This window comes from Perlucidibaca sp. (assembly GCF_057084925.1).
The window spans coordinates 122,054-146,950 of record NZ_JBXMRC010000011.1; the positions used below are offsets into that span (position 1 = coordinate 122,054).

Consider the following 24,897-nt stretch of genomic DNA (forward strand, 5'->3'; position numbering starts at 1 on the left):
CAATTACCGGAGGTGCCACCATGTCGGCCGCCGAGGTTCTGACGCCCCCCAAAGCAGCACAGCCTCCGAGCTTGCTCGATACTCGCTGGCGTCGTTTTTCCCTGCTCACGCTACCGGGCTGGAATAACTCTGGTCCAACACATTGGCAGAGTCGCTGGGAAGGCCTGCGGCCGGATATCCACCGCATCGAGCAGGATGACTGGGAGCGCCCGGACCCCGGCAGCTGGGTATTACAGCTCGACAAGGCCATTCACGCGGCACGTCAACCGGTCATTCTGATTGCACATAGCTTGGGTTGCATCACGCTGGCGCATTGGGTGAAAGAAACCGGCGGACGCGGTGTTGCTGCTGCTTTGCTGGTGGCACCGGCGGACGTTGAGCGTACTGACGCGGCACCCGCACTGCGCGGCTTCGCCCCCATTCCGCTACAACAGTTGCCTTTCGCCAGCCGCATTGTCGCCAGTGATAACGACCCCTGCTGCGCCCTGGCCCGTGCTGCCAACTTCGCAGCACAGTGGGGCAGTGACTTGATCAGCATCCCCAATGGCGGGCATTTGAATGCGCAAAGCCAGCTTGGCGACTGGCCGACCGGACAGATTTTGCTGCATGATCTGGTCTGGCGCCGGCGCCGACACTAAGCTCGGCATGGCGCACTCTTCTTTGTGCCCTCTCAGGAGCTTTCCGATGTGCCAGCTGCTGGGCATGAATGCCAATGTGCCCACCGACATCTGCTTTTCCTTCAGCGGCTTCCGCCAGCGCGGCGGTCTCACCGACCATCATGCCGATGGCTGGGGCATCGGCTTTTTCGAGGATGCCGGCTGCCGGCTGTTCATCGACACCGAAGCCAGCGTGACCTCGCCAATTGCCGCGCTGGTGAGCGCTTACCCGATCCGCTCGCGCCAGGTCATCGCGCATATTCGCAAGGCCACGCAAGGGCAGACGCTGCTACAGAACACGCACCCGTTTCAGCGCGAACTCGGCGGCCGCTACTGGCTGTTCGCGCACAACGGCGATCTCAAGGGCTTTGTGCCGAAACCCGGCGCGGTGCGTCCGGTAGGCGATACCGACAGCGAAATGGCGTTCTGCCATCTGCTCAATCAGATCCTGCTGAGCTGCCCGGATGGTCGCCCGAGTGACGAGCAACTCCTGAGCGTGGTGACGCGCGTGGCCGGCGAAATTGCCCGCCACGGCACCTTCAATTTTCTGCTGTCGAATGGCGACTGGCTGCTCGCGCATTGCTCCACGCTGCTGACCTGGATCGTGCGTGAGGCCCCGTTTTCGGTGGCGCACCTGAGCGATGAAGATGTGAGTGTGGATTTCAGTGAGCACACCGGGCCGGACGACCGTGTCGCCGTCATCGCCACCGCCCCGCTCACCGATAATGAAGTTTGGACGCCGGTCGCGCCCGGCACGCTGCTGATGTTCCGTGATGGCGCGCTGCAGGCATCGATCAGTACCTCAGATCACGCCGTGGGTATGCCATTGAATCCGCACCACACTGCCGATGCCGGCACGACATCGGAAGCTTAGTCGTCCTGACGGCAAACCCGCCACCGCCTCGCGCACAGCCGCCACGCCCCAGCCTCTGCCCGCCATCAGATCTGGCGTCTGGGCTGGCCGGGCCTGACCGCGACCATCATCGGCCACAACAAGGCTGAAATGCTTACCTCGGCGGCGCAGACGCAGCCAGACCTGCAGCCGTTCGGGCTTGCCGGCAGCGAGCCGAACATCGCCTGATTCGCCGCCATGCACTAGCGCATTGCGCAGCAACTGCGGCCAGACATCCCAGAGCAACGAATGGCTACTCGGCCAGTTCGGGTCGAGCTGAAGATGCAACGTCGCGGGCTGACTGCCCAGCCTGACGTGCGCAGCAAAACTTTCGCGCAAAGCGCGGCGCAGGCTGTCCGGGGAAGTCGCGACTGGCAACTTGCCTGCATCGTCCAGCCACGGCATCAACGCCGCAGAAAGCACAGGCCAGCAACCCAGCGCCTCCGCTTTCTGACCCGACTGTAAATGGCTTTCAAGATCATGCAGCGCCTGCGCCACAGCATCGGCAGAGACGGTCATAGCCGCGCCCTTGAGCAAATGCACGGCATGGCGCAGCGGCGTCAGCGCCGACTCATCGCCCGCTTGCCAGCGCTGCCAATGTGCCGTGATCGAGACATGCAGCCGCTGCGCCTCCTGGCGAAAAAGACTCGTCAGCGTGGCATCGCTCATGTCAGATGCGGCCAGGCATCGAACAGCAACTTGCAGCCGATGAGCACGGTGAGAACTTCGAACGAACGTTTGACCAGACCATTGCCGTGACGATGCGCGAGATGCGCACCGACATAACCGCCAAGGAAGGAGCCGAGCAATAACGCCGGCAGCCAATCCCAGCGCACCGGCGCTTGTTGCGCGATGAACCACGCACCCGTGCCGTTCCAAAACAGGCCGACTAAGATGAGCGTGTAGGTCACCGCCCGCGTGTAGTCCAGGCCAAACCAGCGCACCAGCCAGATCGTCACAAACAGGCCGGTACCCGAGGTCAGCGAGCCATTGAGCACGCCGATAAAGAACAGCACGCCACCACCAATGAGCAGACCGAGACGGTCGGTATGCTGCACGGCATGGACCTTGCCCAGCTGCGGCCGCGCCATCGAATAGGCACCCAAGCCCAGCGTCAGCACACCCAGCGCGGCGCGTGCCCAAGCCTCCGGCACCAGCAGAATAATCTGCGTGCCGAGCCAGACACCCGGCAGTCCCATGCCCAGGATAAATGCCGCAAACCGCCAGTTGATAGGCTCGGCACGCAGATGCCTCAGCGTCGCGCCCAACCCCAGCGCCACGCTGGCTATCTTGTGCGTGGCCAGTGCCGTCGGAAACGCCAGCCCGAGAAAGATCAGCACCGGCAGCTGCAATAGCCCAGCACCACCACCGGCCAGCGATGACAGCGTGTTGGCCACGAATGAAATCGCAAACAGGCCAAGCTGGCCTACCGCACCCTCCATCATTGCTTTTTACTTCTTGCGCGCACGGTTGCTGATCAGCGTGCCCATACCTTCATCCGTGAAGACTTCGAGCAGGCAGGCATGCGGCACACGACCATCGATGATGTGCGCCGACTGCACGCCGCCCTTCACCGCATCCAGCGCACAGGCGATCTTCGGCAACATGCCACCGTAGATGGTGCCGTCAGCGATGAGCGCATCCACATCCTTGGTGGTCAGACCGGTCAGCACCTGCTTGTTCTTATCCATCACGCCGGGAATGTTGGTGAGCAGGATCAGCTTCTCGGCCTTCAGCGCCTCGGCGACCTTGCCGGCCACGAGGTCGGCGTTGATGTTGTACGACGCGCCATCGTCGCCCACGCCTACTGGCGCGATGACGGGAATGAAGTCGCTGCCGAACATGAGCTCGAGCACATCGGTCTTGATGCCGGCCACTTCGCCGACCTGACCGATATCCACTTCCTGCATCACACCGTCGGCATCTTTGTGCGACAGCGTCATGCGCTTGGCGCGGATCAGGTTGGCGTCTTTCCCGGTGAGACCAATGGCACGACCGCCGTTCTGGTTAATCAGATTGACGATGGACTTATTCACCAAGCCGCCGAGCACCATTTCCACCACATCCATGGTCTCGCTGTCGGTGACGCGCATGCCGTCGATGAACTCAGACACCTTGCCGATCTTCTGCAGCAGATCGCCGATCTGCGGACCGCCGCCGTGCACCACCACTGGGTTCAGGCCGACCGTCTTCATCAGCACGATGTCACGCGCAAACGAGTTCTCCAGTTCCGGATCGGTCATGGCGTTACCACCGTATTTGACCACGATGGTGGCGCCGTTGAAGCGCTGAATATAGGGCAGTGCTTCGGTCAGAACCTTGGCGATGTTAAGAGCTGCATCTTGCGTGAGAGCCATGAGATATCTCGCGTGACGTAAAAGGAATTAATGACGACCCGAGCTGCCGAAGCCACCAGCACCGCGTGCCGTGGCCTGGAACTCAGTAACAATGTTGAATTCGGCTTGCACCACCGGCACCAGCACGTATTGCGCGAGGCGTTCACCGGGCTGCATGACAAAAGGCCCACTGCCGCGATTCCAGCACGACACCATAAGCTCGCCCTGATAGTCGGCATCAATCAAGCCCACCAGGTTGCCGAGCACGATGCCATGTTTATGGCCCAGACCCGAGCGCGGCAGGATCAAGCCGGCATAACCGGGGTCGCTGATGTAGATGGCCAGACCGGTGCGGATCAGCACGGTATCGCCGGGGCTCAGCGTCAGCGGCTCATACAGCAATGCGCGCAGATCCAAGCCAGCAGAGCCTTCGGTGGCATAACTTGGGAGCGGTAGATCGCGACCGATACGGTCATCAAGGATGCGAACTTGCAAAGGGATTTTCATGGTTGGTGTTTCCGTTGCTTCAATTCAGGGGTTCAGCCGAGCAGCCAGCAGACGCACCAGCTCACGGGCAATCTGCGACTTTCCAGCTTTGGCTAACTCCACACGCGCCACCTTTTCGTGTGCCTGCGCATCGGGCCAAAACACCGTCATGGCGTTGTCGTCACTTTGGAAGCCAATGTCGGGGCGAGACACATCATTGCAGGCGATGAGATCAAGCTTTTTGCGTGCCAGCTTGTCACAGGCATAGGCTTCCACCGCATGCGTTTCGGCGGCGAAGCCCATCACAAACGGTTTATCCGCTTGCTCGGCAATGCTCGCCACAATGTCTGGATTTTTCACCAGCGTGATATCCAAGGTGTCGTCTTTCAGGCCTTTCTTAATCTTCTGTGCTGCGACTTGTGCCGGCCGGTAATCGGCCACAGCGGCGGTAGCGATGAACACGGTACGCGCCGAGCCCACAGCCGCCTTAGCGTCGTTCACGGCAGCAGCACTCGCCGCCAGCATGTCTAGCGCACTGACCACATCCACGCGCTGCACGCGAGCGGGCGTGGGCAAATGCACCGGACCGGCAATCAAGGTAACGCGTGCACCGGCTTCGACGCAGGCCTCGGCTAGCGCAAAGCCCATCTTGCCCGAGCTGTGATTGCTCAAATAGCGCACCGGGTCCAACGCCTCGCGCGTGGGGCCGGCCGTGATCAGCACATGTGTGCCACTTAGCAGGCCGCTCTCGAATTGATCGGCGCAAAGATCAGCCAGTTGCTGCGCCTCCAGCAAACGACCAGCGCCGATATCGCCACAGGCCTGTGCGCCGCTACCGGGCCCAAACACCGCAATGCCGTGGCTTTTTAAAGTCTCCAGGTTGGCCTGCGTCGCCGCATCGGCCCACATCTGCTGATTCATTGCCGGCGCCACAGCCTTCTTGCCCGATGCCGCCAGCCAGCAGGTCGTCAGCAAATCATTGGCGATGCCCTGCGCCAGTCGCGCCAGCGTATCGGCCGACGCCGGCGCCACCAGAAACAGATCGGCCCAGCGTGCCAGCTCGATATGGCCCATGGCCGCTTCCGCCGCCGGGTCGAGCAGATCCACATGTACCGGATTGCCCGACAGCGCCTGCAGCGTCAGCGGCGTGATGAATTCGCGGGCGGCCGTGGTCATCACCACCTGAACGTCAGCGCCGGCATCGCGCAAACGGCGAATCAATTCGGCACTTTTATAGGCCGCGATCCCGCCGGTCACGCCGAGCAAAATATGTTTGTTTGACAGCCGCGCGAGCATGCGAAAGCTCCAATCCGGGTCTATACCTAATGCAGCTGCGAAAGATACCACGGCAGCGCAGGGATTTTATGTCCGACAGGAGTCACAGGTTATGCGTATTCGAGATTGGCCAACGGCAGAGCGGCCACGGGAAAAGCTCTTAATTCAGGGGCCGGGATCCCTGAGCACGGCCGAACTGCTGGCCCTGCTCATAGGTCATGGTCGTGAAGGCCTGACTGCGGTGGACATGGCAAGGCAAGCGTTACAACACTACGGCGGCATTCGCGACTTACTCGATGCCCCCATGGAAGACCTGCTATTGCGCGTGAATTGGGGGCCAGCGCGTGTGGCCAGATTACATGCTGCCGTTGAGCTGAGCCGACGCTACCTCAGTGAAAGCCTGAGCCGCCAAGGCAAGCTCACTAGCCCAGCAGCCACCCGTGAATTCCTGCGCGCCCAGCTGCGCGGCTACGACCACGAAGTCTTTGCGGTGCTCTACCTCGACAATCAGCACCGCGTCATTGCCTTCGAAGAGCTCTTCCGAGGCACGCTAGACAGCTGCTCTATTCACCCCCGTGAAGTGGTGAAGCGCTCGATTGCCCAACGCGCCGGCGCGGTCATTTTTGCCCATAACCACCCGTCCGGCGTGGCCGAGCCCTCCGCCGCCGACCGGCACATCACGCAACGGCTTAAAGAGGCGCTAGCACTTGTGGAGGTACGAACTTTAGATCATTTGGTGATTGGCGATGGCGAGCCGGTGTCGTTTGCCGAACGCGGCTGGCTTTAAAGGGCTGCAGCCACCAGCAGCATCGGTTAATATCTGACCATCACTAGAGGGCAAGAGCATGAATGCCAAGCTATCCCCCATCGTCTCCGAGTTCGAGACCGAAGAAGAAGCGGCCAGTTATGACCGCTGGTTCCGCGCCAAAGTAGAGGCTTCACTGGTCGACACTCGCCCAGGTGTTCCGCATGATGAGGCGATGGTGCGCATCAGTGCCGTCATTGACGCAGCCGAGAAAAAATTCGCAGCCAAGGAAGGCTCATGCTACCCGTCATCTGGAAAGAAACTGCGATCGCCGACTTGAGTAAGATTGTTGAATACATCGGCGAGCATAATCCCAAGGCATCACACAGCCTACATACCGACATCCAAGCTGCGGCGCTGTTGTTGGCTGATCATCCATACATGCACAAAGCTGGCCGGGTGGTTGGCACACGTGAAGTGGTCGTGACCACGAACTATTTGCTGATTTACAAAGTCGAAGCAGACCGTGTTGATATCCTCAATGTCTTGCACTCTAGGCAAGCCTATCCATGACTCAACTGCCTAAACGCAAAAGCCCCCGCACGATGGCGAGGGCTTTTGCTAAACATCACTGCGATCAGAACTTATACGTTGCCGACAGTCGCGCCGCGATGGGCGAGCCCGGCAGGATGTTGTTGTTATTGTGCGCGTTCACGTAGTAATCGCGGTTGAGTAAGTTTTCGATGTTGAGCTGTAACTGCAGATTCTTCGATGCATTGAAGAAGGCAGCAGCATCAACACGGCCATAGCCGGGCAGTTTCACCGTGTTGTCGTCTAACGCAAACATGCCGCTGCGGCTGACAAAACCAAGTGCTACGCCGTAACGATCGTTAAGGTCGTAACGGTTCCACAACGAGAATGTGTGACGCGGCGTCTGTGAGGTTTCATTGCCGGCTCGTGCTGCGAAAGCGGTTGGAGTGCCACCCGCATTCACCGCAGTCACCACATCATCCTTGATGATGCTATCTGCATAAGCGTAGCCACCGACCACACTCCACTTGGCCGTCAACTTACCCGCCAGTGAGAGCTCAGCGCCCTTCACGACTTGACCGTCCAGCAACGTACGGTCGCCAGCAGAGTTAATCACAATGGCGACATTCTGACGCTCAAGTCGGTAAAGGGCCGCTGACAAGGACAAGTCCGGATTGATATCCCACTTGGCACCTACTTCCTTGTTGATGAATGCCTCTGGCTCAAGCCCTGCCGTTTTGTTGGTCAAAGAGCTCAGCTGATCCCCAGCACGCGGTACGAAGGACTTGCTGTAGCTGGCATACACCGACACTGAATCCATCGGTTTGTAGATGAGGGCGGCACGCGGCGACAGCTCGGTGTCAGTGGTCTTGCCAGTATTGCCGGCAGTTTTCTTGTCGGTAAAGTCCGTCACAAAACGATCCTGACGAAGCCCCAGTACCATTTGCCATTGTTTGTTAAAAGTCAGCTGGTCTTGTAAATAAACCGAGGCAACATCAATCGTAGTTTCAGAGTTACGGTCTACTTTCATCCGATCAATTGTGGTGACCACAAAGGGATCTTTAGCCGACACAGTTGTACTCACTACCGAGTCGTCGAGACGTAAATTTCTGGAGTCCTGACGACCCAGCTCAACACCAGCAAGCATCAGATGCTTGACTGCGCCGGTATTGAAATCAAAAACGATATCCGTTTGGTTGAACAGATTCTGGCGTTGGGTATCGTCGAGATACTTGGAGATTCGAACTTGGCCTAGGTTGTTAACAGCACTGCTGGCATACACGTTCTGATAATACTTATCGTAATCGGCATAACGCGTCTTGTTGCTCAGCATCACGCCATTCTGGAACTTGTGCTCGATAGCCATGCCGGCCGTACTTACCGTGGTTTCGGTCGGGCTTTGCTCGGCATTGCCAAAGAACGTGGATTCGTCAGTTTTGAACGGCTTACCGTTTTGTGACGGAATGCCACGATCCGTGACTCGCAAATCGTTGAAATACTCCGCTGACAAAACCACCTTGGTGCGATCACCCGGCTTCAGTGTCAGGGTTGGGCTGATGCCGTTGCGACGCACACTGACACCATCACGATAGCTGTCGGAGTCTTCGCTCACCACATTGACTCGACCTGCAACTGAGCTCGTCAAACCACCGCCCACATCCAAAGCAATACGCTTGTGATCATACGAACCTACCGACACATTCACTTCGCGCACCGGCGTCCAGCCAGCCTCTTTGCTGACACGGTTGATGACGCCACCCGCACCACCACGACCAAACGCCAGACCGTTTGAACCCTTGAGTACCTCAACGCGATCAATGTTGTACACATCGCGGTAGTACTGCACGTCGTCACGCACGCCGTCGAGATAGAAATCGCCCGTGCTGGTGCTGCCGCGAATGACCGCAGCATCCCGATTGCCCTCACCCTGCGCAAACGTCACTCCCGGCGTGTAGCGCACGGCTTCGGCCATGCTCTGCACGGCCTGATCTTTGATTTGCTGAGCCGTAACGACGCTCACAGACTGAGGCGTATCCAGCAACGCCGTTTCGGTTTTGGTCGAGGCGCGGCTAAACACAGGCTGGTAGCCGTTGGTAGCGGAGGCATCTGCTGCTGCTGACACTTGCACTTCAGCCAGCACTTGCTCTTCAGCATAAAGACTGGGGGCAACGCCTGCGCAGGCAAGCATGATGGCAACACTAAGGGGGTTAGGCTTGAACACGGCGCTCTCCTGCATCGAATTTGATGCGGAGAGCATAATAGAGGATGCGAACGAAAACAATTCTCATTTAGAAAAATGTTAGAGTTGAAAGCGCTCCGGCATGCTTTGCCATTCAGACTCTTGTATCCACTCGGGATGGCTCGGTTCAGTGAAGATAAACACGGACAATAAGCCCATCAGGAAAATCACTTTCAAAAGGCGATCACCATAAGTAGGTAGGGGCACGCCCATGAGCGCCGCATGAGTGGGACCTACTTCCACGCGCTGACCGTCACGGATAAGCCAAGCCGCGAGCAGCAACAATGCCACCACAAGGACCCAGCCCCCAGCAAAGAACAGTCCCAGCCCAATGAACAACGCGAAAATCGCGACCAAGGGCATGAACGCGCTGAGCCAAACCGAGAAAACGGCAGCAAACAAAATGGCCCAAGCAGACACCGCAACGACAAACACGCGCATCATGATCCAACCGCGACCACCCACACGCACTTCGCCCTGATACAGCGGCCTTGTCGCCCAATACGCCGCTAGCGCCACTGGCCCCAGTAAGCACAGTAAAACCACCCATGCACCCGGCGAATTCATCTGACGGCGCTGAGCATCCTGATACAGCCAGATGCTTAGCGCTGCCAACGTCAATAACAGTGCGGTCATGCCGTCTCCTCGACCGGTTTATCTTCAGCGACATGCTCACGGCCGAGGTAAAGATACATGGCCGGCACCACAAACAGGGTGAACAAGGTGCCAATGGTCATGCCGGTGGAGATCACCAGGCCCATGGAGAAACGCGCAGCAGCACCAGGACCTGTGGCAAACAGCAGCGGCAGCATGCCCAGCACCAGCGCAGCGGTTGTCATCAGCACCGGACGCAAACGAATGGACGATGCCTCTTCAATGGCCAGTCGCTTCGAATAGCCCTGCTTCTGCAGCTGATTAGCGAATTCCACAATAAGGATGCCGTGCTTGGCGATCACCCCGATCAGCGTCACCAACCCCACCTGGGTATAGATGTTGATACTCGCCCCCGGCGTCTGGAACATGGCCGCAATGTTGAGACAGAGCAGCGCGCCGCAAATCGACATCGGCACCGTGACCAGCATGATGATGGGGTCGCGGAAAGACTCGAACTGCGCAGCTAGCACCAGATAAATGATGACCATGGCGAAGAAGAAGGTGACGACCAGCGCCGAGCCCTCGTTCTTGTACTGGCGCGAGGCCCCGGCGTAATCCACACCGTAGTCCTTAGGCAGCACTTTTGCCGACGCCTGCTCCAGCACGCTCAGCGCATCGCCCAAGGTCACGCCCGGACGTTGCACGCCCGAGATGGTCACCGCGTTGAGCTGCTGGAAGCGGTTCAATGCCTGCGGCTGCACGGTATCGCGCAGGGTCACCACGGTAGACAGCGGGATCAACTCGCCGGCCGCCGTGCGCGTGTAGTACTGTGAGAGCTGATCCGGGTTCAGACGCTCGCTGCGCTGCACCTGCGGAATCACCTTGTACGAACGTGACTCCATGCTGAAGCGATTGGCATACCCGCCAGACAGCATCGCCGACATATCTGCCGCCAGCGTGTTCATGTTGATGCCGAGCAGCGCGGCCTTCTCGCGATCCACATCGACCTTCACCTGTGGCTTGTCGATCTTTAGGTCGGCGCGCATGAAGATGAACTTCTTGCTCGCCATGGCCTGCCCGACGACCTCGTTGGCAGCCTCCAGCATGGCCTGTGGCGATGCCGTGCTGGTGATGATGAACTCAACCGGGAAGCCGTTGCCGCCACTGGGCAGCGACGGCGGCGCGAACACCGCATTCTGCAGGCCGGCAACACCGTTGGCCTGTCCGGTGACTTCGGTCAACACTTCCTTCGTGGTGCGCTCACGCTCTGTCCACGGCTTCATCACGATGCCGGAGATGGCGGTGTTGCTGCCCACCGCCGAACCACCACCACCGACCCCGTTAAGCAGGAAGAAGTTGTCCTTCTCCGGAATGGCGTTGGCAATCTTCACCAGCTCATCAGTGAATTTGGTCAGATAGTCCAGCGACGAGAACGAATCGCTCTGCGAGAAGATCAGGAAAAAGCCCTGGTCTTCTTCCGGTGCCAGCTCCTGGGGCGAGCTCTTGAACAGGAAGAAGCACGACACCAGCACAATCGCGCCAAAGGTGGCGATCACATGCTTGTCATCGAGTGCGCCATGCAACTTGCGCTGATAATTCAAGCGCAAAGCCTCGAACTTCGTATCGAGCCAGTGTGCAAAACGGTTGCCCTGCTCTTCCTTTTTCGAGTGCAGCAGCATGGCCGACATCATCGGAGACAGCGTCAGTGCAATCACGCCAGACAGCAGCACCGCGCCCGCGAGCGTGAAGGCGAATTCGACAAAGAGCGTGCCGGTGAGACCACCGATAAAGCCGATCGGCAGATACACAGCGACCAGCGTGATGGTCATCGCGATCACCGGCCCGACCAGCTCGCGCGCCCCCTTGATGGCAGCATCGAAAGGCTTCATGCCCTCTTCGATATGGCGGTGAATGTTCTCCAGCACGATGATGGCGTCATCGACCACCATGCCGATGGCGAGCACCATCGCCAGCAAGGTCAGCAGATTGATCGAGAAGCCCATCAGCATCATCAGGAAACAGGCACCTATCATCGACAACGGCACCGTCACCGCCGGAATCAGCACGCTGCGCATGGAACCCAGGAACAGGTAGATCACCACGATCACGATGGCCACGGCCTCGATCAGCGTCTTGATGACCTCGTTGATGGCGTCCTGGATGTAGCGCGTGGAGTCATAGGGGATGTTCGCCTTCAGACCTTCCGGCAGCTGCTTGAGGATGTCCGGCCAGACGTTCTCGCGCAGGTCCTTGATCACGTCCAGCGAGTTCGCGTCCGGGGCGATCTCGATGCCCATGAAGGTCGCGCTCTTGCCGTTAAACGACACCTGCGTGCCATAGCTTTCCGAGCCAAGCACCACATCGGCGATGTCGCCCAGACGCACGATGGCCTCGGACGTGGAGCGCACCACCAGCGCACGGAACTGCTCCGGCGTGTTGAGGTCGGTGGCGGCGGTGAGATCAACCTGCACCATCGAGCCCTTGGTGGCTCCGAGGGCAGCCTGTACGTTGTTGTTGCGCAGGGCACCGTAGACATCGCTCGCAGTCACACCGAGCGCGGCCATACGCTCCGGCTTCATCCAGATGCGCATGGCGAAGGTGCGATCACCGAGGATGAGTGCGCGCTGCACACCCGGCACGGTGGCCAGACGCGGTTCGACAACACGCACGAGGTAGTCGGTTATCTGGTTGTTGTCGAGAATGTCGGAATAAAACGACAGATACATCGCCGCCGTGGTATCGCCCACCGACAGCTCCACGGTCGGATCTTCCGACGCTTCCGGGAGCTGGTTGCGCAGCTTGTTAACCTTGGCAGCAATCTGCGTGAGCGCCTCGTTCGGGTCATAGTCCAGACGCAGATAAACCTGAATCGAACTGACCCCGGAGATGCTCGTCGACTTCACATAGTCGATGCCCTGCGCCGAGGCGATCTCGCGCTCCAGCGGTGTGGTGATGAAGCCCTGGATCAGGTCGGCATCGGCCCCCACATACACCGTAGTGACATTGACCACGGCATTCTGCAGTTCCGGGTACTGACGCACATTGAGGTCAAACGCCGACTTCAGACCCAGCAGCAGGATCATCAGGCTGACCACCAGCGCCAACACCGGGCGCTTGATGAAGATATCGGTAAAATTCATGGTCGCGACCCTGCTCAGCTGTCAGTCGGTGTGGGTGTTGCCGAAGCGGACGGCTGCACGGTGTTGTTGACCTTGACCTTGCTGTCGTTCTGCAATTTCAGCAGACCACTGGTAGCGACTTGCTCGCCAGCCTTCAGGCCATCGGTGACCACCACCAAATCACCGCGCGTCTCGCCGGTCTTAATGAAACGGCGACGCACCACCAGCTCATCGGTGACCTTGCCGTCAGCCGCTTTGCCTTTAACCGATTGAATGACATACACCGAGTTGCCGTAGGGGTTGTAGCTCACGGACGTTTGCGGAATGGTGACGACGCTGGCCGTTTTGGCCAGGCCAATGCTGGCACGAGCAAACAGGCCGGGACGCAGCGCTTCATCGGCATTCTCGAAGCGAGCGCGCACCTTAAAGTTACGTGTTTTGCTATCCATCATGGGCTCAATGGCCGAGATCACGCCGCTGAACGTGCGGCCCGGCTGCGAGTCCACCACCACGCTGACGGTCTGGCCGTTCTGCACAGCTGCCTGATTCTGCTCCGGCAAGGTGAAGTCCACAAACACGGGATTGATGGCCTGCAACGACACAATCGGCGTACCGGCGCTCAGATACTGCCCAACATTGACCTGACGGATGCCGAGCTGGCCGCTGAACGGCGCACGAATCTGCTTCTGTGCCAGCTTGGCGCGCTGAGCATCGGCACCGGCACGGGCCGCACTGAGGTCAGCCTGAGCACGATCGAGCTCGGATTTGGAGATGGCGTCGAGCTTGTAGAGACGCTCCAGACGGGCAAATTCGGATTTGGCCAAATCTGCCTGTGCTTGCAAGCGCGCCAGATCTGCACGCTCTGTACCAGCAGATAACGTCACCAGCAGGTCGCCCTTTTTAACGCGAGCACCGGACTCAAAATGCAGTGCCGCAATAATGCCGCCAGATTCTGTGGTGACATCAGCGCCATTACTGGCCACGACAGTACCCACACCGCTCAGACTGGCCGCCCAGGATTCTGATTTGGCCGTAGCCGAGGAAACGACGGCCGGTGGCATCGGCATATTGTCGAAATACTGGTTCATCATCTTGCCGCCGAACCACTTCATGCCGAACACGCCACCGAAAACGACTCCGGTGCCAATCAACATCCACATCATGCGTTTGTTCATCTTTTTAATTCCTGGGCGCGCGGCGCTTAATTCGAAGTCAGTAACGTGTCGACAGTGGTCAGGTCATTGGCATCCAATACCCCGACCTGCTGTTTCAGTTGCAGTATTTTTAACAGCACGTCGTAACGGCTGCGATCTAAATTACGTTTGGCTTGCACCGTATTGGATTGCGCATTCAAGACATCGGTAATGGTGCGTTTACCCGCCTCGTAGCCATACCGTGTGGCTTGCTCAGCCGCTTGCGATGACTCTAGCGAGCGTTGAAAGGCCTGGCTTTGCGCGCGCGCCGTTTGAACCTCACGGAACAGTCGACGCGTTTCACGCAACAGCTCACGCTCGCTGCGCGCTTGTTGCGCCTGTGCTTGCGCCAAGTGTGCTTGCGCCTCTCGCACTCGGCTCGACATGGCGCCACCCGCAAACAGTGGCAGCCTCAGCTCAACGCCCACCTCCGTGCTGTTGGCCTTAGCACCGATGCGTGATTCAGACATATCCTGACGCCCATGCGTGGCGACTAGGTCTAATACCGGCAAGGACTCCGAACGACGACTGGTGGCATTGGCTTGCGCAATCGCTACTTGTGCTAACGTCTGCTGATAGGCGGGGTTACTGGCGCGAGCACGCGTCAGCCAGACCTCCACATCCAAACTGTCTAAGGCCGGCAACTCTGCGGATGGCTTCAGCACATAGAGCTGCGCGCGGCCATTGCTCGTCACCTCATCCAATGCATCTTGTGCAGAGTCCACGGCTTGCTGAGCGGCCAGCAAATTGGCTTGCGCCAAGTCATGACGTGCTTGCGCTTCTTTCAGGTCGGTACCCGCGACTAATTGCACGTCGTAACGTTTGCGAACATCGCCTAACGATTTGCTAACGGCTTCGGCTTCACTCTGTGCCAAGGCTAATTCATTGCTGGCATTGAGTACTGTCAGATAGCGCTCAGCAACACGAATGACCAGTGCTTGACCGCGCTGAATAAAGGCTTGTTCCGCAAGCTGATCTTGCGCATCCGCACGACGGCCGCGTGCCAGCAGGTCGAAGCGGAATAAGGGCTGGCGTAGCTCTGCCCCCACTTGCCAGCTATCGTAGCGTTCTTGAAAGCCGCTACTGGTCGCTGCCGGGTCTTTGAACGGCGTGCTGATCACGTCGGAGTCGGTATTTCTAATCGCGCCGGTCACGTTCAGTGACGGTAAGCGTGTGGCCCGCTCTTGCACGCCCACTTCGCGATCTGCAGCCCGCTCGGCCAACGACGCGGCCACCGCAGGATCACTGGCAATGGCGCGTTGCAATGCCTCGCGCAAGGTCATGGTATCCGTGGTTGCTGGCTCCGGCGCCAAACGCATGGCATATGCGGATACCGTGCTGGCGAATACCGCACAGCCCAGTAACAATGCCGCCGGTTTTAACGTGACTCTATTCTGACTCATCAAACACCTCAGTTCGGACGCGAGCAATCAAGGCCTCTAGTGCGTCAGTATCCGCCGGATCAATTAACGGTAACCAGCCCATACCATTGAGCAAATGTTGCATATGGCGGGCGAGCAAAAAGTAAGGGGTATGCACATTAAAATGGTCTAGAAGACCATCCGCATGGACCAAGTTGTGCACGCCTAGGGTCAAGGACCAACAACCCGTGGCAACAGACTCCGGGCGCATCCCCCGCGGATCGAGATCACCGCAGGCAATGGCATCATTCACAATCGCCAAGACGGCATCACAGACCGGCTGGCTAGCAGCAAAATGTGCCTCACGACGACATAAGCTGGCTGCACTCCAGACCACCTCGCAATGCGCATACTGCGCCACGCGAAAATGCTCCGGACTGCGCTGCACAAAAATCATGTCGGCCACCGTAATGGCAAACATGCGTTCGCGCGTGCTGGCTTTCCAGCTAGACGCTTTTTGAAATAGAGCCGCTTGCTCGGCAACCGACTCCGTCATCAGGGCAACGAGCAAGTCTTCCTTACTGGCAAAGTGCTGATAGAGCGTGCCCATGGCGTACTCACTGACTTCCGCCAGCTTCGCCATCTGCAGATTCAGCAAGCCATCGCGCACAATGAGCTGTCTCGCAGCGGCTAATAGTCGCTGCTCGCGCTCCTGAAACTGCCGCTCGCGTCGTTCTTTGGTACCCATGGCATCATCGATAAAAATTAAGACTCGAATACTGAACTTGATTCACTTTTTCTGCAAGAAGGACTAAAACGCTCAAATTGCGTTCAGTTTGACGGCCTTTTCGGATTTTTCAGCGGCTTCCTTGCGCTCGCTGTAGCGATCGAGCAAGACATCGTTACGATCACGAAGCAGGAGCGTGAATTTCACCAACTCCTCCATCACATCGACCACGCGATCGTAGTATGCCGAAGGCTTCATGCGGCCACGTTCATCAAACTCCTCATAGGCCTTGGCAACAGAGGACTGATTGGGAATGGTCACCATACGCATCCAACGCCCCAGCACACGGAGCGTATTCACGGCGTTAAAGGATTGCGAACCACCACTGACTTGCATCACGGCCAATGTTCTCCCCTGGGTAGGACGGATGCCTCCGTACTCCAAAGGCAACCAATCAATCTGACTTTTAATAATGCCGGTGATCGTGCCGTGACGCTCTGGGCTACACCAGACTTGACCCTCAGACCACTGCGACAGCTCGCGCAGCTCGACCACCTTGGGATGCTCGGGGCTATCGCCGTCAGGTTGCGGCAGGCCACGAGGGTCATATATGCGCGTTTCTGCCCCCATCGCTTCGAGTAACCGCGCAGCCTCTTCAACCAGCAAGCGGCTAAATGAGCGCTCACGCAATGAGCCATAAAGCAGCAAGATGCGCGGTTTATGTGTGAAAGACGTGGTCGGTGTTAGCCCTGATAGCGTCGTAATGTGAAACAAGTCCTTACGCACATTCGGGATGTCTTGTTCAGCCACGGCGCTTCACCAAACCATCATCTATCAATTGTTGAAAATGTTCGCAGACGGCCTGACGCACATCGCGGTACTGAATACCCAAACCTTCACGGCTGCGTGCATTATTGAAATGGATGGGCCAGCCCATATTGCGCCAGACGAAATCACGGGTGTAGCCGTAAAAAGGCGACACCAGCCAAAATAAAATTTTGGGCACCGTCATGCGCGGGAAGGGGTACTTCGAACCAAAGTGGGCGCGTAGAGCTGCGGCCATATCAAGCAGTGTCAGCGACTCGGCACAGAGAATGTAACGACCATTCGCTTCGGGCTTGAAGCCCGCAATAATGTGAGCGTCCGCAACATCGCGAACATCGACCAAACCATTCCACATGCACGGCGCACCCATCGCGAGCGTGCCATCGCCAAATTGCTGCAGCGTAGTGATGCTGGTTGAAATGCTATTCGTGGTAAGCGCCGGCCCCATGACTAAGCCGGGATTGATACACACCAGATCCCAACGATTTTGCTCCTTTTGCATGGACCAAGCCGCTTGCTCAGCGACGGTCTTTGAGTACAAGTAAGGCTGATGATTGACGCTGCTGCTGGTATTCCAGAACGTTTCGTCAAGGCGGCTGCCAGGCACTTCGCGTGCATCCCAGCTGTCACCAAACATGGCCGCGACACTCGATGTCAGCACCACGCGACGCACACTGTCTGTAGCATTCACGGCGTGCAGCACATTACGCGTGCCCTCCAGTGCTGGGCGCACTAAGGCTTCATTGGCGTCCGTAAAACCCGTCATAACAAACGGTGATGCTGTGTGAATGACCAATTCGCAACCCTGCATCGGCACCGCAAACGCGCCTTGATCGAGCAAGTCAGCTTTGAACAATTTCAGCGTACCCGTGCTGGCATCTGCAATTTTCTGCAAATGCGCCACGCTCGCGGTTTTGTTCGGATCACGCACCGTGGCATGAACGGTATGACCCGCTTCAAGGAGCTTTTTAACAATCCAGCCGGCGACATAACCACTGGCGCCGGTGACTAAAACGGGGGCTTGCGGGTTGATCAATGACATCGTGAAGGCTCCATGGGCGAATGCCCGAGTATGGAGCCAGAAATTTCCAGCGTCGACGCTACACCGCCGAGCGGCGTCTTATTTACTTGCTGTCGGTCTCCACGCGGGAGCTGAGCACTTCGCCCTCAATAGTATCGCCACGCCCTGCAGCTGATGGTTCCGCCGCATGCGGCGACACCCGTCCTGCCCCGCCTGCTGTGCCTCGTGTTGCGAGTTTTATACCGAAGCGTTTGAACAGAAACGCCGACAGCATCCCCAGAATTCCCACGCCGGCCACTGCGGTGAGCGCCAACGTTAATCCCGGCAGGAAGACTAAGAAAGCTAACCACCACGGCCAAGACCACGCATAGACTGCGCCCATAAATCCAAAAATGGTCGCCACAATCGGGACCAACACTGTCATTGCCAAGGCAACAATCGCCGTCGGCAACAGCGGCCACTCGTGATACTGATGGAAATAGGCAATCAAACCCGCCACTTGTACCAAGGCAATAAGGAAGCGCAACACACTCATCAGGACGACCGGCAAGACAGCTCTCCGAGCAAGTAAAGTGGCATCATAACGCGACCAATCCCCCGTGCAGGGTCACCCGCCTCATGATTACGATTTTTCATCACGCCCGCTGCTCAAAATCTCGGGCCGCGCTCATGCTAGCGGAACAAGCAGCCGACCGCCTCGATGAGCCTTTGTTTATTCGTGATTATGTCGCTGAGCCCCTCAATTACGCTGAGCTTGAAACACTTCTGGCACAGCTCGGACAGCCTGCTTCGGCGCTTTTAAGGGAGGACGATGCGCGCACACTATGCCCCGCCGTGTTAGCGCATCGCGAGGATGCTATCGCCGTACTTGAGGCTCTAGCCAAGGAACCACGCCTGCTACAACGACCCATTGTGGTACGCCAAGGGCGAGCCATTATTGGTCGCCCGCCAGAGGCAATATTGGTTTTATTCGACTAAGGTCGTGGGGCGCGTTTCTTTCGTTGCTGCAAATGCGCCGGCTCCAACGCCTCTATCTCATAACGGTTGCCAGGATAGGTACGGTTAGGTGCGTCGGCCAGCAGCGTGGGATATCCCCCCATCACAATCACTCGCTTCATACCCGCCAAGGCCTTTAGGCTGTGTCTGACGATTTTTCGCATCAACACAGGGGCTGGTTTAAGCTTCACTGCCGCAAGGAATGCTGGCTCATCAATCAGGCTGGCCACGGCAGGCGCCACCAAACCCTTTAATGGCGGGGGCAGCCATGCACGCACAATCGCCAGTGTGGCTTCAGCGACGCGCGCACTGGCATCGTCGGGCACAAAATGTCGCTCACCGTATGCCTGCACAAAGGCATCAAAAGCCTGCTTACTTTCAGGAATCCCTACCAAGCCCATGCGACGGCCGATCTCGCACCAGAAATTGAACCAAGCATTTTGCTCATGCGCCGTCATTGGCCGCCAACTGAACTCACTCGTCCAGCGCATGGGGAACTCGATGAAGGTCCAGAGCACGAACAGAAAGTCATCTTGTGGAATGCGGTAATTGCCATGGGTCTGATTGATGCGGGCGAGCGCACGACGGCCAACGTCGCCATCCCAGCCTGACTCCATGAAGTGGGCGATGAGCAGGCGCGTGTCGTCGTAACGCTTTTGGCCGTGATCTTGAAATTCACGGGTGCGATCTAGCAGTTTAGAGACAGTATCGCTGGCATAGGTATAAAACAGCGCCACTTCAAGCGACCGGGTGATGTCCCAAGGAAACTCGTAGGCCGTGAGCAAATAGACAATACGCTGGCAATCGGCTTGCGCATCCAGTCCAGCGATTTCACGAGCCACGGCGGGATTGGGCATGAAGCCCATTTTCTTGGAGTATTTACGGCCTGTATGGGAGGTCATCATGCTCAAATTAACTTTTGTCGAATATTGATCCGAGCATAAATGACCGATTGGTCACGATCAAGGCGTTGCACATCCCGCCAAGATATCTGCACATTTTGCCGACGCGCCTTTGCGTGTCGGAAAGTCACGTGCGGACTGATAGTAGAAGCTAAAACGCGGTAGAAATTGAGCGTCAGCAAGCAGACGATTATCGGCATCCGCGAAACCCATTTCGCCATCCCGCTTCAGCCAGCGATCAAGCCAGGCCAGCGTGTAATGTTCAGCCATCGGTCGCCCCCAGCCCCCCACACAGCGCCCATCCTTCACTTCTGGGCACCAAGACGTGGCCGGAAAAGTGGGGATCAACGACCATTCAAAATGCGAACTCCCCCGAATGGTGAACTCGAACACAGGAACGCCAGCGGCCTGCCACGCCTTAAAGGGCGCTAACTTTTCGTCCTTGCTGGGGGTCTGAAATTTCGGCGCCGGCGCTAGGCCGTACTCACTGTTCTGCCCCATGCTGGGCACTCGCGCCACAACTTTAGGCATTTCTCCGCCCTGACCGAGCAAGCCCGTGAGCGAAGTTAAGCCACCCGATGAGTCTTCACCGGGAGCCCTCAAACCATCCCAACCCACGGCCACATCGACGGGATTGCTGGCATCTATTTTTCCCGGCCACGGCTCTGCACCCGCCGCACCATAACTCTGCACGACCGACACCCCAGTAGCGCCCAAGGAGTGACCGACAATACCGAGTCGCTCGCGATCCTGCACGCCATGCTGCGGATTAAACGCGGTAACTACCGTGGGATACGTGCCTGCACAGCTGGTGTTGTGCGGGTAGAGCTTGGCTGGCGTGGAGCGAAAGAAATCAATGGCATCCACCAGGCCTTCCCAGAACACCGCTGAATTCGCGTTACTGCCCTGCCCGCCCGTGGGCGTCTGCTGATCGGAGCGACCCTGCCCGCGCGGATCAAAGGTCATCACGGCATACCCCGATCGCACTAACGCTTGCGCCATCCACCAATATAGCGGCTCTGGAGCCTGCACAGAACCGTTTTCGATGACCACGGTAGGCAACGGCCCCGTTGAGTTTTTCGGGCGCCATACACGACCCGAAATGCGTGCACATTCACGATCGTAGTACGTTACCGGCTCAACGACGGCCTCGCGTTCGTAAAACGGATCTACCCCGGGATAGCGAAACGGATCACCGGCACATTGAATACTCCAGCTCGCACATAAGGGTGTTACCGGAGTGTTGAGCGGAATGCCGCCTGCGCCCACCGGCAAATAGCTGGGGTCAGACGCGATTCGAGAGAGATACGCCTGCAAATTCGCCAGACTTTGCGCTTGTAAGCGCTGCAGAAAAACGGGATTGGTCGCCTCTTCTCGCGCCGCCTCGCTGACACGTGCAAAGTTCTTCAACTCGCAGGCAGCGAACCCGGCACTACCGTCTGAATATGTACCGCAGGCTGGGTCATCGTCACCGCCGCCCAGACTGCCCAGCAAAGGCAGGCCCGTGGCCGCAGGGGCAGGATCGTTAACGCCTGAAGGCGAAGAGGAAGAAGGGCTAGGGCCATCGCCACACGCCAGAAGTGCAGTGGCGAGCAGGCCCATGCTTAAACTGCGAACACCGTTCATGACAGCGTACCTTTTCTTATTTTTATACTCGAAAGGTACTCAGAAAACGGACATTGAGCTAGCGGTGATTTAATCGGCTTTTTGGGACTTAGCGAGCGTCTTAAGTACGTCTAAGGCGATGAGCTGATTCGCTGAGGTGAGGCTGCGATAAATACGACGAAGTTGGAGACCTGAAGCATCGTAGTCACTGGGCACTTCGCGCGCCAAGCTAGAGGCCACGGCCGAGGCTCGCTCAGCCTCGTAAAAAATATCACTGACCTTCACGCCCAGCGCTTCTGCTAGCGCTGCTAACACGTCCAGCGAGGGGTTGCGACTACCACTTTCAATACGCGATAACGTGCTGGCGGCAAGACCAAGATCATTTGCCAGCGCCTCTAATTTAAGGCCCTGTTCGATTCGTAAACCCTTGATGACCAGACCAATTTTCATGGACTGATTGTTCTGGTTGCTTTGCCATCAAGGCAAAGCCAATAAAGCAATTTTTATTCTTTATTTTGCCTTTAAGGCAAATTAGACTCGTGAAGCAGGCCGCCAGGATCGCCTGCTCACGGCGTTCAAGCAACAGAAACCCAGGCTGGCTGCTTACCCGTCAGCAGTTGATACAGCGTTTCAGGCGCTATATCAAAGCCGCATGGCCAAGCCAAAGTCGGCCAGCTATCCAGATGAAACCGAGCAAAATAGGCCGGGTCACGCAGTAGCGATGCTGAAGGGCTGCCGGCAATCAACTCACCCAAATCGAGAATGCCTGTCTCCTGCGTATTAAAACGCAGCCAGATACGATAGCCATCCACATGACGCGCCTCAGAAACCGAAACAATCATGACCTAACTCCATCAGATGAGAGGCGACAAGCGCCTGAAGCACTTGGTCTCCCACATATCGAGTAGGCTATCACGATGAAGTTCGGCCCACTCCGCAACCAGCCCTCTAACTTTGGCAGGCAAACTGCCCGCCAGCACATTGAGCGTTCGAATAAATAATACGGCTTGATACTCGTTGTAGCGAACATGGATATACGGCGGGTTGTGCTCACTGAAATACATGAGCACCACAATCCCCAAAAATCGGCTGATCTCCGGCATTTGCTTCCTCCTTGAAGCCCGTTTTTATGCCTTAAAAGCTAGACCATGGTCGCTACTTTAACAAATCGAAATGAGCCACCCTCACCCCGCCGGCGTGATCTGCACCAACAACTGCCGCAAGCCAACCTGTGCGCCGGCACTCGCCGTCACCAGCTCGACCGTACCGGCCACCGGGGCCTGCAGGCGGAACTCCATCTTCATGGCTTCCAGCACCAGCAACAGATCGCCCTTGGCCACCGTCTGGCCGGCACTCACTGCCACACTGACCACCTTGCCGTCGATAGGCGCTAGGATGCGACCATCGCTGCCAGCTTCAGCAGCCTGCGCCGGTTCGTAGGTGGCATCGATGAAGCAGGTGGTGAGCGGCTGCGCGACATCGGCATTGGCGAGCCAGAGCTGGCTGCCTTGCGCCGATGGCTGACGTGCGAACCAGGCGTGCTGGCGACGGCCATGCGCGAGGTAGTCCACGCGGCAGCCCTGTACGGAAACAATGCGCACGGTCTCGGCCGCTTCGTCGCTGTCATCGACCGTGACGGTGTATTCGCCAAAGGCCGTGACTTCGACATCGAGCGTGACCAGCGTTTCGCCGTGGCGCAGCTTGAGCAGCACCGGCGTGCCGTTGGCGCTGTGCCAGCCGAGCAGCGTGCTGTCGAGCTCGCCTGTCTGCTGCAGCGCCTGGGCATCCGTATGCACGATGAGCGCCGCCGCCAGCGCGCGATGTGCCGGTGTTGGCTCGGCCAGCGCGGTGATGTGCTCGGCCGGGAAATGCTCGGCGATGAAGCCGGTGGTCACGCCCGGGCCCTGGAACTCGTCGTGCGAGAGCAGCTGGATCAGGAAATCGCGGTTGCTGGCCAGGCCGAGGTAGGCGGTATCGGCGAGCATGGCGATGAGCTTCTTGATCGCCTGCGTGCGGGTCTCACCCCAGACGATGAGCTTGCCCTGCAGCGAGTCGTAGTACGGCGAGATGACGCCGCCTTCGATGACGCAGTGGTCGGCGCGCAGGCCGGGGCCGGTCGGCGTTTGCCAGGCGAGAATCTTGCCGGTCTGCGGCAGGAAGCCGCGCGCCGGATCTTCGGCGCAGAGGCGCACTTCAATGGCGTGGCCATGGCGACGCTCATCAAGCTCGACCTGCGTCAGCGGCAGCGGCTCGCCTTGAGCAACCAGCAGCTGCCAGGCCACGAGGTCGAGGTCATAAATCATCTCAGTGACAGGGTGTTCAACCTGCAGGCGGGTGTTCATCTCCAGAAAGTAGAAATGGCCGTCGGCAGCGAGCATGAACTCGACGGTGCCGGCACCGACATAGTTCACGGCCTTGGCGGCGGCGACGGCGGCCTTGCCCATGCGCGCGCGCAGCGATTCGCTGACCGCTGGCGATGGCGCTTCTTCAATGACTTTCTGGTTGCGACGCTGCACCGAGCAGTCGCGCTCGCCGAGGTAGACGACGTTGCCGTGACGGTCACCGAAGACCTGGATCTCGACATGACGCGCCTGCAGCACGGCCTTCTCGATCAGCAGCTGGCCATCGCCGAAAGCATTCTGCGCTTCGCTGCGTGCCGACTGGATGGCGGCCTTGAGTTCAGACTCGATGTGCACCAGACGCATGCCACGACCACCGCCGCCGGACGCGGCCTTGACCATCACCGGCAGGCCGACCTTGATGGCCTCGGCCACCAGCAGATCGTCATCCTGACCCGCTCCTTGGTAGCCCGGCACGCAGGGCACATTGGCGGCAATCATGCGTTCCTTGGAGGCGCTCTTGTTGCCCATGGCCTCGATGGCAAAGGGATCCGGACCGATGAACACCAGCCCGGCATCCTGCACGGCCTGCGCGAAAGCTTCGCGCTCGGACAGGAAGCCATAGCCGGGATGCACGGCGCCAGCACCGCTCTGCTGCGCGGCGGCGATGAGTTTGTCGATGCAAAGATAGGACTCGCCGACCGGGCCCGGGCCGATGCAGACGGCGGTGTCGGCTTCGCGCACATGCAGGGCATCGCGATCGGCGTCGGAATACACGGCCACGGTGCGGTAGCCGGCGGCGCGGCAGCCACGGATGATGCGCGCCGCGATCTCGCCACGGTTGGCGATGAGAACAGTGTCGAAACGGCTCATGCCTTCGGCTCCTGCGAAAGATTAGGGTTAAAAGCGGCAGCATCGGCCGCCGTGATCGTCGAGGCCCAGTTCGCCTCGCGCTTCTGCAAAAAGGCACCGATGCCTTCCGGCGCTTCCGTGCTGCGGGCACAGGCGGCGAAATGGGCGGCGGCCTGATCGAGCACGGCATCCGGGTCGATGTG

26 protein-coding genes and 1 pseudogene are annotated in these 24,897 nt (G+C 58.4%); 6 read left to right on the top strand and 21 right to left on the bottom strand.

The features are described 5' to 3' along the window. Window positions 1–20 precede the first annotated feature (20 nt). A complete protein-coding gene (locus tag AC14IB_RS03775; RefSeq protein ID WP_484230629.1) occupies window positions 21–638 on the top strand; it encodes an RBBP9/YdeN family alpha/beta hydrolase in 618 nt (205 codons plus the stop codon). A gap of 46 nt (window positions 639–684) precedes the next feature. Then, entirely contained in the window at window positions 685–1,530 is an 846-nt protein-coding gene (locus AC14IB_RS03780) for a class II glutamine amidotransferase (protein ID WP_484230630.1), read from the top strand. Here the strand turns inward: AC14IB_RS03780 and AC14IB_RS03785 are convergent. The 5 genes from AC14IB_RS03785 to coaBC are packed head-to-tail and all read right to left on the bottom strand — an operon-like array spanning window position 1,459 to window position 5,666. Beyond that, on the bottom strand, window positions 1,459–2,217 hold the full coding sequence (locus AC14IB_RS03785) for an Hpt domain-containing protein (RefSeq protein ID WP_484230631.1): 759 nt from the start codon (window positions 2,215–2,217) through the stop codon (window positions 1,459–1,461). The two genes, AC14IB_RS03780 and AC14IB_RS03785, sit on opposite strands and share 72 nt — an antisense overlap. Then, window positions 2,214–2,993 (bottom strand): sulfite exporter TauE/SafE family protein, encoded by a 780-nt coding sequence (locus tag AC14IB_RS03790; RefSeq protein ID WP_484230632.1) that lies wholly within the window; start codon window positions 2,991–2,993, stop codon window positions 2,214–2,216. The genes AC14IB_RS03785 and AC14IB_RS03790 overlap by 4 nt, the downstream gene beginning before the upstream one ends. Before the next feature lie 6 nt (window positions 2,994–2,999). Then, a complete protein-coding gene (gene argB / locus AC14IB_RS03795; protein WP_484230633.1) occupies window positions 3,000–3,905 on the bottom strand; it encodes an acetylglutamate kinase in 906 nt (301 codons plus the stop codon). A gap of 27 nt (window positions 3,906–3,932) precedes the next feature. Further along, window positions 3,933–4,391, bottom strand: a complete 459-nt coding sequence (gene dut / locus AC14IB_RS03800) for a dUTP diphosphatase (RefSeq protein ID WP_484230634.1) — start codon at window positions 4,389–4,391, stop codon at window positions 3,933–3,935. A 24-nt stretch (window positions 4,392–4,415) separates the two neighbouring features. Beyond that, on the bottom strand, window positions 4,416–5,666 hold the full coding sequence (gene coaBC, locus AC14IB_RS03805) for a bifunctional phosphopantothenoylcysteine decarboxylase/phosphopantothenate--cysteine ligase CoaBC (RefSeq protein ID WP_484230635.1): 1,251 nt from the start codon (window positions 5,664–5,666) through the stop codon (window positions 4,416–4,418). Between the two features lie 91 nt (window positions 5,667–5,757). Between coaBC and radC the strand changes: the two genes are divergently transcribed. From radC to AC14IB_RS03820, 3 genes are read left to right on the top strand one after another with little or no spacing between them, the layout of a single operon-like run. Continuing rightward, entirely contained in the window at window positions 5,758–6,432 is a 675-nt protein-coding gene (radC, locus tag AC14IB_RS03810) for a RadC family protein (protein WP_484230636.1), read from the top strand. A gap of 58 nt (window positions 6,433–6,490) precedes the next feature. Continuing rightward, entirely contained in the window at window positions 6,491–6,730 is a 240-nt protein-coding gene (relB, locus tag AC14IB_RS03815) for a type II toxin-antitoxin system RelB family antitoxin (RefSeq protein WP_484230637.1), read from the top strand. Further along, window positions 6,688–6,963, top strand: a complete 276-nt coding sequence (locus AC14IB_RS03820; protein WP_484230638.1) for a type II toxin-antitoxin system RelE/ParE family toxin — start codon at window positions 6,688–6,690, stop codon at window positions 6,961–6,963. Before relB ends, AC14IB_RS03820 begins: the two co-directional genes overlap by 43 nt. A gap of 64 nt (window positions 6,964–7,027) precedes the next feature. Here AC14IB_RS03820 and AC14IB_RS03825 read toward each other — a convergent pair whose 3' ends face one another. The 9 genes from AC14IB_RS03825 to AC14IB_RS03865 all read right to left on the bottom strand — a co-directional run bounded on the left by AC14IB_RS03825 (window position 7,028) and on the right by AC14IB_RS03865 (window position 18,550). Beyond that, entirely contained in the window at window positions 7,028–9,142 is a 2,115-nt protein-coding gene (locus AC14IB_RS03825) for a TonB-dependent receptor (protein WP_484230639.1), read from the bottom strand. 78 nt (window positions 9,143–9,220) lie between these two features. Continuing rightward, entirely contained in the window at window positions 9,221–9,796 is a 576-nt protein-coding gene (locus AC14IB_RS03830; RefSeq protein WP_484230640.1) for a hypothetical protein, read from the bottom strand. Beyond that, window positions 9,793–12,894: an efflux RND transporter permease subunit gene (locus AC14IB_RS03835; RefSeq protein WP_484230641.1), complete on the bottom strand. Its 3,102-nt coding sequence runs from the start codon at window positions 12,892–12,894 to the stop codon at window positions 9,793–9,795. The genes AC14IB_RS03830 and AC14IB_RS03835 overlap by 4 nt, the downstream gene beginning before the upstream one ends. Window positions 12,895–12,908: 14 nt before the next feature. Beyond that, window positions 12,909–14,048, bottom strand: coding sequence for an efflux RND transporter periplasmic adaptor subunit (locus AC14IB_RS03840; protein WP_484230642.1), 1,140 nt, complete (start codon window positions 14,046–14,048; stop codon window positions 12,909–12,911). Window positions 14,049–14,074: 26 nt separating this feature from the next. Then, entirely contained in the window at window positions 14,075–15,469 is a 1,395-nt protein-coding gene (locus AC14IB_RS03845; protein ID WP_484230643.1) for a TolC family outer membrane protein, read from the bottom strand. Then, window positions 15,456–16,175 (bottom strand): TetR/AcrR family transcriptional regulator, encoded by a 720-nt coding sequence (locus AC14IB_RS03850; protein ID WP_484230644.1) that lies wholly within the window; start codon window positions 16,173–16,175, stop codon window positions 15,456–15,458. Before AC14IB_RS03850 ends, AC14IB_RS03845 begins: the two co-directional genes overlap by 14 nt. Before the next feature lie 72 nt (window positions 16,176–16,247). Beyond that, the gene (gene arsH / locus AC14IB_RS03855) at window positions 16,248–16,964 is read right to left on the bottom strand and encodes an arsenical resistance protein ArsH (RefSeq protein ID WP_484230645.1); all 717 of its coding nucleotides are present in this window, start codon (window positions 16,962–16,964) and stop codon (window positions 16,248–16,250) included. Then, a complete protein-coding gene (locus AC14IB_RS03860) occupies window positions 16,957–18,021 on the bottom strand; it encodes an SDR family oxidoreductase (RefSeq protein WP_484230646.1) in 1,065 nt (354 codons plus the stop codon). The genes arsH and AC14IB_RS03860 overlap by 8 nt, the downstream gene beginning before the upstream one ends. An 82-nt stretch (window positions 18,022–18,103) precedes the next feature. Further along, window positions 18,104–18,550, bottom strand: coding sequence for a hypothetical protein (locus AC14IB_RS03865; RefSeq protein ID WP_484230647.1), 447 nt, complete (start codon window positions 18,548–18,550; stop codon window positions 18,104–18,106). Between the two features lie 68 nt (window positions 18,551–18,618). On the opposite strand from AC14IB_RS03865, the gene AC14IB_RS03870 reads away from it, so the two are divergent. Then, the gene (locus AC14IB_RS03870) at window positions 18,619–18,978 is read left to right on the top strand and encodes an ArsC/Spx/MgsR family protein (RefSeq protein WP_484230648.1); all 360 of its coding nucleotides are present in this window, start codon (window positions 18,619–18,621) and stop codon (window positions 18,976–18,978) included. On the opposite strand, the gene AC14IB_RS03875 is transcribed toward AC14IB_RS03870, so the two are convergent. The 7 genes and pseudogenes from AC14IB_RS03875 to AC14IB_RS03905 form a co-directional block, all read right to left on the bottom strand. Further along, window positions 18,975–19,901 (bottom strand): oxygenase MpaB family protein, encoded by a 927-nt coding sequence (locus AC14IB_RS03875; protein ID WP_484230649.1) that lies wholly within the window; start codon window positions 19,899–19,901, stop codon window positions 18,975–18,977. The two genes, AC14IB_RS03870 and AC14IB_RS03875, sit on opposite strands and share 4 nt — an antisense overlap. Before the next feature lie 57 nt (window positions 19,902–19,958). Continuing rightward, entirely contained in the window at window positions 19,959–21,524 is a 1,566-nt protein-coding gene (locus AC14IB_RS03880; RefSeq protein ID WP_484230650.1) for an alpha/beta hydrolase family protein, read from the bottom strand. Window positions 21,525–21,593: 69 nt separating this feature from the next. Next, entirely contained in the window at window positions 21,594–21,953 is a 360-nt protein-coding gene (locus tag AC14IB_RS03885; protein WP_484230651.1) for a helix-turn-helix domain-containing protein, read from the bottom strand. Between the two features lie 125 nt (window positions 21,954–22,078). After that, on the bottom strand, window positions 22,079–22,345 hold the full coding sequence (locus tag AC14IB_RS03890; RefSeq protein WP_484230652.1) for a DUF2442 domain-containing protein: 267 nt from the start codon (window positions 22,343–22,345) through the stop codon (window positions 22,079–22,081). A gap of 12 nt (window positions 22,346–22,357) precedes the next feature. Further along, entirely contained in the window at window positions 22,358–22,606 is a 249-nt protein-coding gene (locus tag AC14IB_RS03895) for a DUF4160 domain-containing protein (protein WP_484230653.1), read from the bottom strand. An 81-nt stretch (window positions 22,607–22,687) separates the two neighbouring features. Beyond that, entirely contained in the window at window positions 22,688–24,715 is a 2,028-nt protein-coding gene (locus AC14IB_RS03900) for an acetyl/propionyl/methylcrotonyl-CoA carboxylase subunit alpha (RefSeq protein ID WP_484230654.1), read from the bottom strand. Then, window positions 24,712–24,897: pseudogene (locus AC14IB_RS03905) on the bottom strand (hypothetical protein); the annotation flags it as partial. The gene AC14IB_RS03900 and the pseudogene AC14IB_RS03905, both read right to left, overlap by 4 nt.

Excerpts from the sequence above, each read along its gene's own strand:
- coaBC (WP_484230635.1), bottom strand. The coding sequence starts at position 5,666 with ATGCTCGCGCGGCTGTCAAACAAACATATTTTGCTCGGCGTGACCGGC.
- AC14IB_RS03885 (WP_484230651.1), bottom strand. The coding sequence starts at position 21,953 with ATGAAAATTGGTCTGGTCATCAAGGGTTTACGAATCGAACAGGGCCTT.
- AC14IB_RS03880 (WP_484230650.1), bottom strand. The coding sequence starts at position 21,524 with ATGAACGGTGTTCGCAGTTTAAGCATGGGCCTGCTCGCCACTGCACTT.
- AC14IB_RS03785 (WP_484230631.1), bottom strand. The coding sequence starts at position 2,217 with ATGAGCGATGCCACGCTGACGAGTCTTTTTCGCCAGGAGGCGCAGCGG.
- AC14IB_RS03870 (WP_484230648.1), top strand. The coding sequence starts at position 18,619 with ATGATTACGATTTTTCATCACGCCCGCTGCTCAAAATCTCGGGCCGCG.
- dut (WP_484230634.1), bottom strand. The coding sequence starts at position 4,391 with ATGAAAATCCCTTTGCAAGTTCGCATCCTTGATGACCGTATCGGTCGC.
- AC14IB_RS03875 (WP_484230649.1), bottom strand. The coding sequence starts at position 19,901 with ATGATGACCTCCCATACAGGCCGTAAATACTCCAAGAAAATGGGCTTC.
- AC14IB_RS03775 (WP_484230629.1), top strand. The coding sequence starts at position 21 with ATGTCGGCCGCCGAGGTTCTGACGCCCCCCAAAGCAGCACAGCCTCCG.
- AC14IB_RS03790 (WP_484230632.1), bottom strand. The coding sequence starts at position 2,993 with ATGATGGAGGGTGCGGTAGGCCAGCTTGGCCTGTTTGCGATTTCATTC.
- AC14IB_RS03820 (WP_484230638.1), top strand. The coding sequence starts at position 6,688 with ATGCTACCCGTCATCTGGAAAGAAACTGCGATCGCCGACTTGAGTAAG.
- AC14IB_RS03860 (WP_484230646.1), bottom strand. The coding sequence starts at position 18,021 with ATGTCATTGATCAACCCGCAAGCCCCCGTTTTAGTCACCGGCGCCAGT.
- AC14IB_RS03830 (WP_484230640.1), bottom strand. The coding sequence starts at position 9,796 with ATGACCGCACTGTTATTGACGTTGGCAGCGCTAAGCATCTGGCTGTAT.
- radC (WP_484230636.1), top strand. The coding sequence starts at position 5,758 with ATGCGTATTCGAGATTGGCCAACGGCAGAGCGGCCACGGGAAAAGCTC.
- AC14IB_RS03845 (WP_484230643.1), bottom strand. The coding sequence starts at position 15,469 with ATGAGTCAGAATAGAGTCACGTTAAAACCGGCGGCATTGTTACTGGGC.
- AC14IB_RS03840 (WP_484230642.1), bottom strand. The coding sequence starts at position 14,048 with ATGAACAAACGCATGATGTGGATGTTGATTGGCACCGGAGTCGTTTTC.
- AC14IB_RS03895 (WP_484230653.1), bottom strand. The coding sequence starts at position 22,606 with ATGCCGGAGATCAGCCGATTTTTGGGGATTGTGGTGCTCATGTATTTC.
- AC14IB_RS03780 (WP_484230630.1), top strand. The coding sequence starts at position 685 with ATGTGCCAGCTGCTGGGCATGAATGCCAATGTGCCCACCGACATCTGC.
- AC14IB_RS03890 (WP_484230652.1), bottom strand. The coding sequence starts at position 22,345 with ATGATTGTTTCGGTTTCTGAGGCGCGTCATGTGGATGGCTATCGTATC.
- AC14IB_RS03835 (WP_484230641.1), bottom strand. The coding sequence starts at position 12,894 with ATGAATTTTACCGATATCTTCATCAAGCGCCCGGTGTTGGCGCTGGTG.
- relB (WP_484230637.1), top strand. The coding sequence starts at position 6,491 with ATGAATGCCAAGCTATCCCCCATCGTCTCCGAGTTCGAGACCGAAGAA.
- argB (WP_484230633.1), bottom strand. The coding sequence starts at position 3,905 with ATGGCTCTCACGCAAGATGCAGCTCTTAACATCGCCAAGGTTCTGACC.
- AC14IB_RS03900 (WP_484230654.1), bottom strand. The coding sequence starts at position 24,715 with ATGAGCCGTTTCGACACTGTTCTCATCGCCAACCGTGGCGAGATCGCG.
- AC14IB_RS03850 (WP_484230644.1), bottom strand. The coding sequence starts at position 16,175 with ATGGGTACCAAAGAACGACGCGAGCGGCAGTTTCAGGAGCGCGAGCAG.